The sequence below is a fragment of the Parvimonas oralis genome (assembly GCF_047608425.1).
GTDB lineage: Bacteria > Bacillota > Clostridia > Tissierellales > Peptoniphilaceae > Parvimonas.
On the sequence record NZ_JBLKRS010000001.1, the window covers coordinates 109,090 to 123,195 of the forward strand.

Consider the following 14,106-nt stretch of genomic DNA (forward strand, 5'->3'; position numbering starts at 1 on the left):
AACAGCAGATAATATATTTTGTGAATGTAAAGATTGGAAAATAGTATAATTAACTTTATTTACTTTTATTAAAAACTAATTGAAAAAAATCACTGTATTAAGTTGTATGATAGGATAATATAAAATTAAGTATAATTAAATATAAGGATATCAGATAATTTAAATATTTATAAAATTAAGTTTGAAGATATTGGAGTATTCAAATATTTATAAAATTAAATATAAGAGAATTGAAATATTTAAATATTTATAAAGTTAAATCTAAAAGTATTAAGTTGTTTGAATATTTATAAGATTAAATATAAGAGAATTGAGATATTTGAGTAGTTACAATATAAAATCTAAAATCGTTAAAGTATTGTTATATTTGTTGAATTAGATATGATAATATAAGATATAGATATTTGTACGGAATGCTTAGATGTTAAGAAATTTGCATATTTATAAAATTAGATATAATAATATAAAACTTTTAAGAATTTATAAAATTAAATATAAGAGTATTAAGAAATTTGCATATTTATATAATTAAATATAAGAGTATTGAAATCTTTGATTATTAATAAGATTAAATATAATAATGTAGGGATATTTAAGTATTTAAAAAATATATTAATTTTAAAATCGTATAGACTGATACTAAAGATTAAAGATTAGTGAAATTAGATTATACTAAAGATACAATGTGAAGTAATATAGAACACAAAAGATATTACACGCAATGTGGTTGTAAATTTATCATAAGATTGTATGTATATAGTATGGAAAGACAGAGAAGGTTATTGATATAAAAGTTTATCGGTGATTAGCTAGTTTATGCTAAAGTATTATTAAATTGATAGATTTACAAAAACTAAAATTGGAGTTCAAGTGTAAAGAAATTTGGATTTCGCTAAAACTAAAATTAAATATTTAGATATAAAAAGTGCATCATTTTATAATTTGATGCACTTTTATTGCGTATCAACAAGGTTCACGGGTACCCACCCGATGCGAAGCATCGTGGAAGGGTGGAGTTCTTATTTTTATATTTTACCTATCATCTTTAGAGCGTTATATTTACAAATTTTTTCAGCTTCTTCTTGTGAAAAATCCATTTGTTCCAATATTTCAAAATATTTATCATAAATTTCGTTTGGTTTTAAGCATCTGCTGTCAGGATAATCTGAAGCAAAAATTAATTTATCCACACCGAATGATCGTAATATCCTATTCGTTTTTTCTATTCCTAATTTATTAACCATATCGGGCAAAATTGCTGACATATTAAAATACGCATTTAGCCCAATTAATTCTTCATATTGAAAACCGCCTAAATGTGCTATTGATAGTCTTAAATTCGGATATTTACTAAGAATATTTTTTATTCTGCTTGGAGAACATACATCATCTGACAAATGGTCTCTGGGATAAGAATGAATTTCTATTAAAATATTATTTTTACTTGCGTATTCAAATATTTTTTCATAATAAAAACCATCAACAGGGTAATAAGTATTCGTTGAGTGAATTTTTATCCCTATAAATTCTTCAAGTTTTAAGACTTTTTCTATTTCTTTAATTGTGTCTTTTATATTTTTTCTAATGTCAATATCAGCAAAACAATAAAATTTTGAATTCTTATCTTTTATCATTTTTGAAAGATTTTTATGAGACGTTTCTACTGTGAAATCCATAGATAACATATATGGGTCATTGAATGGCATAATAAAAGCGCATTCTATATTATATTTTTTCATTATTTCAATATAATCATCAATAGAACCGTTTGTAATAAATACATCGTCATATTCGATATTTGCATCTATTACATCTTGTGGAGTTAGATGAATATGAGCATCAATTTTGGGAAGCTGTTTCCAATTAATTATATTTTCTCCTTTGTAAAATTTTTAATTCGTCAAACTTATCATTTGTTATTTTTATAAATTTCATATTATCCATACTTTATTTTCCTGAAAAAATAATTATCCGATTTATCTATTATTTGCTTTTTGTTTTAATTCTCTTAAATATGTTACTGTATCTCTATCCAATTCTTTGGCATAGTCAAATCTTAAATTAATTGCTATTTGAAGAGAAATTTTTCTGAAAAGTCCACAGATATTAAATAGGGCAACCCATAGAGAATCTAATTCCAATTTTGAATAACAATTTAGATACATTTCAAAAATTTCAGTATCAACATAATTAAATACTAATTTATTTTCTTTTCCTAATTCTATAAGGTATTTGTTTTCAGATAGAACATAGTGTTTTAAATGATCGTCTAGTAAAGACAAAACTTTTCTATATTCTTGCGATATATTCAAAAATTCTTTTGTGTATAGTTTGTTTCCGAATTTTAAAATATTCCAGAAAAATTCACAAGTGTTTACTAAAAATTCATCTTCAGTAAGTTTATTTATTTTTCTGTCAATATATACTCCACTTTTTTTGTTTTCATCTTTATTAAGTACACAAATATATTTTTCTTCAAGTTCTTCTAAAACATCTATTGATTTTTTAGATACAATTCTAAAAATACCTTGAGTAAAGTTTTCATAAATTATTCTATATTCTATTACATTTTCATTTTCTGTGTTTTCAAACATAGTTAAAACATCACCAAAATGTTCGATGAATTCAAATGAAGCATCATCAAAAGATAAATCTTTTACTAAATATAAAATATTAAAAAAGTTTACATCACTTGACATGCTTTGTGTTTCAAGTTGTTCTATGTAAAGTTTTTCAACTCTATCATCATCCATTGCGATTTTTTTTGCTATTTCTTTAAGTTCATTAAATGTTAAAATATTTTTCAAAATAAACCCCTCCTAAATCTCTTGTACTCTAAATCCTCTACCTTTAACTTCATAAGCGTCGGAAATTATTAAAAATGCAGCCGGATCGACTTCGTTCAATATTCTCTTAATAGTTACTACTTGTCTAGTACTAACAATACAATATATAACATTTTGTTGTTTATGTGTAAAAGCCCCCTCTCCATGAAGAAGTGTAACACCTCTATGAAGATCGGATAAAATTTTGTCTGTAACTTCTCTTTGCTTTGCTGTCATTATCATGATTTGTTTTGTATCTCCAAAACCCATTTGTATTTTATCAAGCATTTTGTATGCTACATACATTGCTACAATGGTTAAAAGACCTCTCTCAAGACTGAAGATATAAGATGCAACTCCTATTATAAGTGCATTTATAGCCATTAAAGATGATCCAATATTTACATTAAGTTTTGTTTTAAAGATAGTAGCTAAAATATCAAGTCCACCTTGACAAGCACCATGCTTGAATAGAACTCCCATTCCAAGACCATTAATAAATCCACCAAAAACTGCATATAACATATTATTTTCAAGATTGAAATTAATAGGGATTTGACGCATAGCAATTAATATAAATGAATAAATGAAAGTTGATAAAAAAGCATAAGTCATAAATTTTTTATTTAAGAAAAATGCCCCAACAATCATCATAGGTAAATTCAAGACAAATACTGAAACCCCTGTAGGAAGTCCTGTTAAGTATTCTATCATAAGTCCTATACCACCAAGTCCACCGGAAAGTAGTCCGGCAGGAACTAAAAATTTAACTACTGCAAATGAGCAAATTAAATCACCTAAAAGGATATAAAAAATAGTTCTAAAGAAGTACTTTTTATCTCCAAAAAAAGATTCTAACATAAACACCAACCTCTTCTAATGTATTTAGTTAATAATAACAATATAATTATATCATAATTTTACTTTATATGATATAATTATATTGATTATATCAGATTTTTCTTATAAATAATTAAATTAAGATAATTAAAGTTTTAGGAGATGAGTATATGTATTTGTTTTTGTTTGTTTTAATAATATCAATTTATATTTTATTGCAATTTTCATGTTTTAAAAAAGAAAAAAAGGCAAGGAAAATTTTTAAAAATGGTGATTTCCCACTTGTTTTTGCACATAGAGGATCAAGTAATTTATTTCCTGAAAATACAGAATTGGCTTTTATAAAATCTTTTGAAATGGGTGTTGATGCTTTTGAAACAGATATAAGACTTACAAAAGACGGGAAAATAATAACTCAACACAATGAGGATATTGATGAAACAACTGACGGAACAGGAAAGGTAATAGACTATACCTTTGAAGAAATTAAAGAGTTTAATTTCGGATATAGATTTAAAGATATTTATGGGAATTATCCTTATGCTGAAAATAGAGTAAAGGGATTATATCCGATGGAAGTTTCTTCACTTTTTGAAAAATTTGGTGATTCTGTTATTTACAGTATAGATGTTAAGGACGATGGAGAAGTAGGCTTAAAGTCTGCAGAACTTTTGTATAAATGTGTAAAAGAATATAAGCTTGAAAAAAATGTAATTTTTTCAAGTTTCAATGAAGAAAATCTTAAATATTTAAGAAAAATAAGTAATGGAGAAATAATTATATCCGGTTCTATGGAGAAGACTAAAGAAGTTGTATTTGCATCATATTTTGGATATGACAGTTTTAAAAAGTTTAATACTCATGCAATGATGATTCCAAGATTTGAAAAACTTCCTTTAGATACAAAATACTTAATTTATAAATTCCATAAGCATAATATTTCTGTTTGTTATTGGACAATAAATACTGAAAAAGATATGAGACAACTTATAAATAAAAAAGTTGATGGGATTATAACTGATAGAGTTGACTTGCTTTTAAAAATAAAAGAAGAAAAGTCTAATTAAAATATTGACTTTTTCTTAATAATTTAGTATCCTATTATAAATGAATATATATGTTGAAAAGGAAGAGAAACAACGATTTGTAGAGAGATGTTGTCTGGTGAAAAACATCAAGTTGAAGGTGCATCCTTGGAGTATTGTTTGCTACTTTATAGCAATTTAAGTGGATTTTTTCAATTAGAGTGGAACCGCGGAATTTTTTCGTCTCTTGTTTTTTCAAGAGGCGTTTTGTTTTATATTAAATAATCTAAGTAGTAAAATACTATGAAAATTAAAAATAAGAGAGGTGTAATATGAAGATTTACAACACATTAACAAGAAAAAAAGAAGAATTTAAACCTATACAACCGGGCAAGGCGTTGATTTATGTTTGTGGTCCAACAGTTTATAATTATATTCATATTGGTAATTCAAGGCCAATGATTGTTTACGATACTTTAAGAAGATATCTTTTATACATTGGTTATGACGTAAAATTTGTAAGTAATTTTACAGATATTGACGATAAAATTATAAATAGAGCAAAAGAAGAAAATGTTCCTTTTACAGATATTACAAAAAAATATATTGAGGCCTATCTTGAAGACAGTTATGGTTTAAATCTTTTTGAAAGTCATACAATTCATCCAAAGGCTACTGAATGTATTGATGAGATGATTGAATTTGTAAAGATACTAGAAGAAAAAGGCATTGCATACAATGTTGACGGTAATGTATATTTTGATATTACAAAAGCCAAAGATTATGGAAAATTATCCAGAAAAAATATTGATGATTTAAGAGCCGGAGCAAGAATTGATATTTCTGATGAAAAGAAAAATCCGCTTGATTTTGCACTTTGGAAAAAAAGAAAAGATGAAAGTGAACCAGCTTGGGAAAGTCCTTGGGGAATGGGTAGACCGGGTTGGCATCTTGAATGTTCTGTAATGGCAAAGAAATTCTTAGGAGATACAATAGATATTCATGCGGGTGGAGAAGATTTGCAATTTCCACATCATGAAAATGAAATAGCTCAGTCCGAATGTTGCAATGATAAAGTTTTTGCTAATTACTGGATGCATAATGGAATGATTAATGTTGACAATGAAAAGATGAGTAAATCAAAAGGAAATTTCTTTACAGTTAAAGATATTCAAAAAGAATATAACTTGGAAGTGATTAGACTTTGGATTTTATCAACTCATTATAGAAATCCATTAAATTTCAGTCGAGAAGTTATGGAACAAACTAAAAACGGGCTTGAAAGAATGTATAATGGAAAGGAACATTTGGAAAGACTTCTAGAAATTTGTGAAGAAAGAGAAGATGGAGATATTTCTAGATTAGTTGAGCTAAAAAAAGAATTTTTAGAGTCTATGGATGATGATTTGAATACTGCAGATGCAATTTCTAAAGTTTATGAGCTTATTCGTTATACAAATACATTTGATGAAAATACTGATTTGAAAGTTGTAAAAGGAGCTGTTAAGTTGCTATCTGATTTTGCTTCAGTTTTAGGACTTCTTTATAAAGAGGAAGATGATAATTTAGATGAAAAAGTTGAAAAACTTATTGAAGAAAGAGAAGAAGCAAGAAAGAATAAAGATTTTAAAAGAGCGGATGAAATTCGTGATATTTTAAAAGAAATGAATATTGAATTAAAAGACACTAGAAATGGTGTTGTTTGGAAAAGGGTGTAATATGAGCGACTATATATTCGGAAGAAATGCTGTATTAGAGGCATTAGAAAGCGATAGAAAAGTAGAGAAAATATATATTTTAAAAGGTGATTTAAAGGGCTCAATAAATAAAATAATAGGAAAAGCAAAGGCAAATGGTATTTTAATTTCAGAAATTGATAAAAACAAATTGGAAAATATGGCTGACGGAGTTGTTCATCAAGGAGTTTGTGCCTTAATTTCAAGTTTTGAGTATTCAACTATTGAAGAAATATTACAAAGTGCAAAAGATAAAAATGAAGATTTGTTTTTAGTAATTCTGGATGAGATTGAAGATCCACATAATTTTGGAGCAATAATTCGTACTTGTGAAGCTGTTGGTGTTCATGGAATTATAGTTTCAAAGAGAAATCAAGCACCTGTTACATCAATTGTTCAAAAATCATCTGCCGGAGCTGTAAATCATATTAAAATAGCAAAAGTTGCAAATATTGCAGATACAATTTTAAAATTACAAAAAGAAAATGTATGGGTTTATGGCGCTTGTGGAGAGGCTGAAAAAATTTATACAGATATGGATTTTAAAGGAAATATTGCAATAGTAATTGGAAATGAAGGAAATGGAATAGGTCAACTTATAAGAAAGAGATGTGACTTTTTAACCAAACTTCCAATGAAAGGTAAAGTTTCAAGCCTTAACGCATCAAATGCTTGTGCAATTTTAGTTTATGAGGCATTAAGACAGAGAGATGAAAACTAAAAAATTAATTATAATTGACGGTTACAATATTTTAAATGCTTGGGAAAAATACAAACCATTTTTAAATTTGAGTTTTGAAAATGCAAGACATGAGCTAATATATGATATGGGAGAATATTCAAAACTTGTTGGAATAGATTTGCTACTTGTCTTTGATGCATATAAGATTAACTTCAAAGGTACTTCAGAAGTTATAAAGGGAATTGAAGTTGTCTATACAAAACAGAATGAAACCGCAGACCAATATATTGAAAAAAAATTGGATGAAATTGGAAGAAAAATTTTGGTTTCTGTCGGAACAGACGACACTCTTATTCAAAAACTCGTAACACAAAGAGGTGGAATTGTACTAACCGCAAAAGAATTATTGTATCGTTACGAAAATTTGAAAAACAAAAGTAATCGTTATGAAACTAAAAACAGAATTACAAACAAAAGCTATTTCAACACTCTAGATGACAAAGCAATAAATCAACTAGATGAAATAGAGAAAAAATTATTTGGAAAGTAGGATAAAGTTTTGAGTGAAATTTTTGACAATAACGCAAAACCATTTTTAAAATGGGCAGGCGGGAAAACTCAAATTTTAAATGAAATAAGAAAATATTATATTTTTGACAGTAATATAACAAAATATGTTGAGCCATTTATAGGTGGAGGAGCTGTTTTATTTGATATTTTGAATCAATATGATTTAAAAGAAGTTTATATTAGTGATATAAATGCAGATCTTATAAATGCATATTCTTGTATAAAGAATAACGTTGAAGAATTGATTTTAATTTTAGAAAATATAGAAAAAGAATTTTTGAAATTAGATATTGAAAATAGAAAAGAATATTATTTATCAAAAAGGGAAGAGTTTAATAACATTGAAATTAGTTCTTATAAACATATTGTAAAAAAATCAGTATTGATGATTTTTTTAAATAAAACTTGTTTTAATGGACTATTTAGAGTAAATAAATCTAATAAATTTAATGTGCCTTTTGGAGATTATAAGAACCCTAAAATATGCGATACTGTTAATTTAATGAATATTTCAAAAAAATTAAAAAATGTAAATATAGTTTGTGATGATTATAAAAAATCATTTAATGTTATAGATAGTAATACATTTGTATATATTGATCCACCATATAGACCAATATCGTTGACATCAAGTTTTACATCGTATAGTAAAGATTCTTTTGACGATAAAGATCAGATAGAGCTTTCAGAGTTTATAAATCAGATAAATAAGATTGGTGCAAAATTCTTATTGAGCAACTCTGATCCAAGAAATAATAATTCTAATGATAATTTTTTTGATGATTTATATTCTAACTATAATATTAATAGAATATTTGCAAATAGAAGTATTAACTCAAAAGGTAGTTTAAGAAATAAAATAACAGAACTTTTAATTTCAAATTTTTAGGAGAAAAAGTATGGAACGTAATTTTAAAGAATGGATATCAAATTTAAGAGCTAATATAGTAGACTATAGTTATTATACAGATTTTAAAAAAGTCTATAAAAATGTTGATGAACTAAAGGTTGAATTAAATATTTTAAATTCATTGATAGGTTCAAAAAATATAGAGACAGATTTTGAAAATATATTAAGAAAGTATCCTGAAGTTTTGAAATGTATTCCGATATTAATTGCAGTAAGAAAAAAAGAAATTTATGCTATTGATGAAGAGGGAGAATTTAACTATTCTTTTAAGAAAACAAATGTACCAATAGAACAATATAGTGTTTTTATGAGAAAAACTGGATTGTTTGATTTAATTCAAAATCATATAATTACAAATTTAGTAGATTATGTAACTGGAGTGGAAACAGGGTTAGACTCAAATGCGAGAAAAAATCGTGGAGGTCATGTTATGGAAAATATAGTTGAAAAATTTATCATAAATGCTGGATTTGTTAAAGATATTAATTATTTTAAAGAAATGTATATAAGTGATATTACTAAGAGATGGAATATTGATTTATCTGCAATTTCCAATGCTGGGAAAACGGAAAAAAGATTTGATTTTGTAGTTAAAACTGAGCGTGTGATTTATGTTATAGAAACAAACTTTTATAGTAGTGGAGGAAGTAAACTTAATGAAACAGCTCGTAGTTACAAAAATTTAGCAATAGAATCTAATAATATAAAAGGACTGAGATTTGTATGGTTTACTGATGGAAAAGGTTGGGATAGTGCAAGACATAACCTTGAGGAAACTTTTGATATTATGGAACATTTATATAATTTAAATGATTTAGAAAACAATGTTATGAAAGAAATTTTTATTTAGATAAAAGGATATCGCTATGAAAAAAGAAAAAAAGTGGGAGCCTGAAGATTTTGAATTAGAAATGACTACACATTGGTCTTTTCCAAATAGGGGAAATTGGGCAACTCATGATGCAAAGTGGAGAGGAAACTGGTCACCTTATATACCAAGAAATATAATTCTTAGATATTCAAAAGAAGGAGATATTGTTTTGGATCAATTTGCTGGAGGTGGGACAACTCTTGTTGAAGCAAAATTATTAAATAGAAATATAATTGGTGTTGATGTTAGTGATATAGCATTACAAAGATGTCAAGAAAAAGTAAATTTTGATTATAATAAATCCAATAGTAAAATTATAATAAAAAAAGGAGATGCTAGGGACTTGTTTTTTCTTGGAAATGAAAGTATAGATTTGATATGTACACATCCTCCTTATGCTAACATCATAAAATATAGCGAAGATATTGAAAATGATTTATCTAGATTAAATATAAAAGATTTTTTAATACAAATGGAAAGAGTTGCAAATGAAAGTTATAGAGTGCTTAAAAAAGGAAAATTTTGTGCTATATTAATGGGGGACACAAGGCAAAAGGGTAATATGATACCAATGTCTTTTAAAGCTATGGAAATTTTTAAAAAATCTGGATTTACTTTAAAAGAAATTATAATAAAAGAACAACATAATTGCAGAGCTACCGGATTTTGGAAAACTAATAGTGTAAAATATAACTTTTTATTAATAGCACATGAATACTTATTTATTTTTAAAAAATAAATAACTATTAAAATGATTAAATAGTGAAAGTAGGAGGGAATATGAGAAAACCTTGGAACGAATATTTTATGGATTTGGCGAAAATGGTCGCAACTAGAGGAACTTGTGATAGGGCTTATGTTGGTTGTGTTTTAGTTAATAAGGATAATAGAATTATCTCAACGGGATATAACGGTTCAATTTCAGGAAATCCTCAATGTGATGAAATAGGGCATACAATGAGAGATGGACATTGCATTGCTACAATCCATGCAGAACAAAATGCACTTTTATATTGTGCAAGAGAAGGTATAAAAGTAAAGGGCTGTACTTGTTATGTAACTCATTTTCCTTGTTTAAATTGTACCAAGGCATTAATTCAAGCAGGAATTTCAAAGATTTACTATGAAAATAGTTATAGAATGGATGAATATGCGATAGAATTGTTGGAAAGAAATAAAGTAGAATATATTAAAATTGGAGAATAAATTATAAAAATTTATCAATTGAACAAAAAAATAGAGTTGGTTTCAACTCTATTTTTTAATTCTTATAATAATTGCTCAATATATTCAAATTGAATATCTTCGTCTTTTTTAGCATAAGCCATATCTCTTTCTTTTGTAACTGCAATATCATCTACAAAAAATGGTTTAACAGTTTCAGTATTAGTTTCTTCATTTACTATTTTTACCTTTACAATCTCAGATAGAGTATAACTGTCTACAATAATACCTTTACCTTCGTTTGTTATTACATAAGTTCCACAAGGTGGTATTTTTTTTAACTTTTCTTCATAGACATTTTGTTCATATTTCAAACAACACATAAGTCTTCCACAAGTTCCTGAAATTTTATTTTGATTTAAAGATAAGGACTGATCTCTTGCCATTTTGATTGTTACAGGAGCAAATTCTCCTAAAAATCTTTTACAACAGCATACTTGACCACAAGAGCCAATAGCACCAATAATTTTTGCATGGTCTCTAACTCCTATTTGTCTAAGCTCTATTCTGTTTTTAAATATATATGCAAGATCTTTAACTAATTCTCTAAAATCAATTCTATTATCAGAAACAAAGTAAAAAATTACTTTTTGATTGTCAAATGTATATTCACAATCAACTAATTTCATATCTAAGCCGTGTTCATTTGCTTTTATTTTGCAAATTTCGATAGCATCTTTAGCCTTTTTCTTGTTTTCTTGATGGATATAATTATCCATACTGTCGGCAATTCTCAAAACAGGTTTTAATGAGGAAACGAGTTTTGATTCTTCAACTTCTCTCGGTTCGATGGCTACATTTCCATACTCTATTCCACGAGAAGTTTCCACGATTACATTGTCATTTTTATTTATACTAAAATTGCAGGGATCGAAGTAATATATTTTTCCGGCTTCTTTAAATCTTATCCCAACTACTTTTTTCATAGTTCCTCCTAAAAATTATACAACCATATTATATCATAATTTTCTGCTGAATACTAGATATATAGACTTAATAAAGGGAAAACCGTTGGGACAAAATATTCAAAAAAATAACGGACAAAAAGTCCGTCAATTTTTTAAAATTAGGATACTTGACTTATGCTAAGTATCATATAAGGTTTTGTATTTCTATTCTCTGTTTTTTAAAACTTCACTGAAATTCATTTTTGATATTCTATAAAATTGTAATGTACTTACAAATATATATGTTGTAATAGTAATTAGAATTGATAATATTACTATTTTTGGAGAGATATAAAGCTCTAAATATCCTGAAAATTTAAGCATAGAGTAGTACATTATTTCTTTTACCGCATATAATTCAAGAGGAATTAAACCTAGCAAACTTATTAAGACTGTTATAGTTATCGGTCTTATATAAATTTTTGAAATTTCTCTATTAGTATATCCGAAGATTTTTAAATAGGCTATTTGTATAGTATTTTTATCAGTTATTATTTTCATAAGGCTATATATAAAACCCGCCAAAAATACTGCAGATAAAAATATAAAAGTATTTATAAGAGGTTCCATAATTTCAGATAATTGTTTGGAAACATCGGTCATTGAATTTTCATCAATTGTAGTTGCGATGTATTTTTCATCAATATCTAATTTTTCCTTGCTGAAATATCCATTAAAGAATTCCTTTTTTTGTTCTATTTCTTCGTTTAGGAATTCTTTTTTTACAAAAGCTGAAAGAGTAGAAGATTTTTTGTAAATACCAACTATTTTATAAGTTTTTTCTTTATCTAACAATTTGCTTTTTATAGTTATTTCATCTCCTACATATTTTCTAAGTTTTTTTGAAAGATATTCACTTACAATGATTTCATTTTTATTTTCCGGCAGTTTTGTATTTTGAAAATACTTTGAATTTTCACTAATTCCTAATAACAATATATCATCATCTGCTTTTCTTATAGGGTGATAAACACTTGCAGATATTGTTGTATATTTTTCAGCCGTTTTATCTTCTATTTCTATGGGTGCTTTTAAGACATATTGATACTTGCAAAACAAATTCTCCTTTAAGTTATTTCCATAGTTGTCAAATGTTGGCTTTGCAGAAAAACCGAAAATAAATAAGATTGAAGTAATAAAAATTCCAAGTATTATAGCTACATAATCACCTCTATTGGATTTTATAATAGATTTTCTAAAAGACCCCAAAAAATTTTTCTTTATCTTCAATTCACTTTCAGATTTTAATTTTCTTTTATTTTTATAATGTTTTAAATTTTTTCTCAAAAAATCTAAAGGTGTAAAATTTAATTTCCTATAGATATATAAATAATTAAAAATTAAAATTATAGAAATTGGAATTATAGTTGTAATTATCAGCGCTTCAAAGTTGAAATTAGGGGTAAAGTTAGGCAAGTTAAATGATTTGTAGTAAACATCTTTGAATGAATCTGTAAAATATGTGTAACCTAAAATATTACCTAAAACTGCCGCCAAAAAAGTTATTATTACTGAATTTGCAATATAATTTAAAACGAGTTCCGATTTTTTATATCCGTTTGCAAGTAGTATTCCGATTATTTCAGATTCTTCCTGTATTTTACTTACAATTGAAAGTGCGAATATAAAACTTAGTAAAATTACCATAAGACATAGCATTACAATCATCATAGGTCTATCTCCACCCATATCGTCTATCAAATAACTTATAGCATTATTGTCTTTTTTTGTAATCTGCTCCAAAACTGTTTTTGATTTATTTGCTGATTTTACTATATCTTTATTCTTTTCGTCAATTTCTTTTTCACTTAAGTTCCTATCATTAAATCTATAAGAAACTTGATATTTTAATTTGCTTTCATTAAAAATATCTTTTTCTTCTTCAGATATCAATCCTGTTCCGAAATCTGTTGCATTAAATATTAAATCGCTATGTTTTTGAAAGGATGAATTATAATCCGGAAGAGTGGCAAATCCGACTATTTTAAAAGTATGTTCCTTATTGTCTTTAAAAAATTCTTTTTGAAATGTTATAGTATCGCCGATTTTTAAATTATTTTTTTCAGCGAATAATTTGTTTATGGTGATTTCACCCTTTTTTGTCGCAAGAACACCTTCATTTATAACTGGAAGATTTATATTTTTTCTATTTGTATAAAGCCTAATTGTCCTTTCGTCTTTATTATACTTATTTTCCTTAATTTTTGCATCAACATAAGTAGCTTTTTCGACTTTTACATTTTCATCTTCAATAGATTTTATAATTTCATCTGTAGGGTCAAAGGCAAATAATAATTTTCCGTCTTCTACAATTCCTTTAGACATAAGTTCATAATATATAGTTTTTATACTTCCTGATGCAACTAACATACCTGAAGTTATGGAAATCATAGAACACATAAGGATAAAAAGCAATAAATTTTTTGACCATTGAGTTTTTAAACTTCGAAAAATTCTTTTATTTAAGTTTCTCATA

General features: G+C 26.3%; 13 protein-coding genes. 8 read left to right on the forward strand and 5 right to left on the reverse strand.

What is annotated here, in order from left to right; translation table 11 throughout:
• Positions 1-1,025: 1,025 nt before the first annotated feature.
• The 3 genes from ACMX2D_RS00670 to ACMX2D_RS00680 form a co-directional block, all read right to left on the reverse strand.
• Positions 1,026-1,871 (reverse strand): amidohydrolase family protein, encoded by an 846-nt coding sequence (locus ACMX2D_RS00670; protein WP_414972700.1) that lies wholly within the window; start codon positions 1,869-1,871, stop codon positions 1,026-1,028.
• Between the two features lie 105 nt (positions 1,872-1,976).
• Positions 1,977-2,807, reverse strand: a complete 831-nt coding sequence (locus ACMX2D_RS00675) for an aminoglycoside 6-adenylyltransferase (protein ID WP_414972342.1) — start codon at positions 2,805-2,807, stop codon at positions 1,977-1,979.
• Positions 2,808-2,819: 12 nt separating this feature from the next.
• Positions 2,820-3,686: a YitT family protein gene (locus ACMX2D_RS00680; protein WP_414972343.1), complete on the reverse strand. Its 867-nt coding sequence runs from the start codon at positions 3,684-3,686 to the stop codon at positions 2,820-2,822.
• 149 nt (positions 3,687-3,835) lie between these two features.
• Between ACMX2D_RS00680 and ACMX2D_RS00685 the strand changes: the two genes are divergently transcribed.
• The 8 genes from ACMX2D_RS00685 (at position 3,836) to ACMX2D_RS00720 (ending at position 10,665) form a co-directional block, all read left to right on the forward strand.
• Positions 3,836-4,732, forward strand: a complete 897-nt coding sequence (locus ACMX2D_RS00685) for a glycerophosphodiester phosphodiesterase family protein (protein WP_414972345.1) — start codon at positions 3,836-3,838, stop codon at positions 4,730-4,732.
• Positions 4,733-5,022: 290 nt separating this feature from the next.
• Complete coding sequence (gene cysS / locus ACMX2D_RS00690) at positions 5,023-6,408, forward strand: cysteine--tRNA ligase (RefSeq protein WP_414972346.1); 1,386 nt, start codon at positions 5,023-5,025, stop codon at positions 6,406-6,408.
• Position 6,409: 1 nt separating this feature from the next.
• A complete protein-coding gene (gene rlmB / locus ACMX2D_RS00695; protein WP_414972348.1) occupies positions 6,410-7,147 on the forward strand; it encodes a 23S rRNA (guanosine(2251)-2'-O)-methyltransferase RlmB in 738 nt (245 codons plus the stop codon).
• Complete coding sequence (locus ACMX2D_RS00700; protein WP_414970992.1) at positions 7,137-7,658, forward strand: NYN domain-containing protein; 522 nt, start codon at positions 7,137-7,139, stop codon at positions 7,656-7,658. Before rlmB ends, ACMX2D_RS00700 begins: the two co-directional genes overlap by 11 nt.
• 9 nt (positions 7,659-7,667) lie before the next feature.
• Positions 7,668-8,567: a DNA adenine methylase gene (locus tag ACMX2D_RS00705; RefSeq protein ID WP_414972349.1), complete on the forward strand. Its 900-nt coding sequence runs from the start codon at positions 7,668-7,670 to the stop codon at positions 8,565-8,567.
• Between the two features lie 10 nt (positions 8,568-8,577).
• Complete coding sequence (locus ACMX2D_RS00710; protein WP_414972350.1) at positions 8,578-9,438, forward strand: type II restriction endonuclease; 861 nt, start codon at positions 8,578-8,580, stop codon at positions 9,436-9,438.
• Between the two features lie 16 nt (positions 9,439-9,454).
• Complete coding sequence (locus tag ACMX2D_RS00715) at positions 9,455-10,198, forward strand: TRM11 family SAM-dependent methyltransferase (protein WP_414972352.1); 744 nt, start codon at positions 9,455-9,457, stop codon at positions 10,196-10,198.
• A gap of 41 nt (positions 10,199-10,239) precedes the next feature.
• The gene (locus ACMX2D_RS00720) at positions 10,240-10,665 is read left to right on the forward strand and encodes a deoxycytidylate deaminase (RefSeq protein ID WP_269722465.1); all 426 of its coding nucleotides are present in this window, start codon (positions 10,240-10,242) and stop codon (positions 10,663-10,665) included.
• 62 nt (positions 10,666-10,727) lie between these two features.
• On the opposite strand, the gene ACMX2D_RS00725 is transcribed toward ACMX2D_RS00720, so the two are convergent.
• Together ACMX2D_RS00725 and ACMX2D_RS00730 are read right to left on the reverse strand one after the other, a co-directional pair.
• Entirely contained in the window at positions 10,728-11,609 is an 882-nt protein-coding gene (locus tag ACMX2D_RS00725) for a PSP1 domain-containing protein (RefSeq protein ID WP_150263133.1), read from the reverse strand.
• Between the two features lie 186 nt (positions 11,610-11,795).
• On the reverse strand, positions 11,796-14,105 hold the full coding sequence (locus tag ACMX2D_RS00730; protein ID WP_414972353.1) for an ABC transporter permease: 2,310 nt from the start codon (positions 14,103-14,105) through the stop codon (positions 11,796-11,798).
• Between the last annotated feature and the right edge of the window lies 1 nt (position 14,106).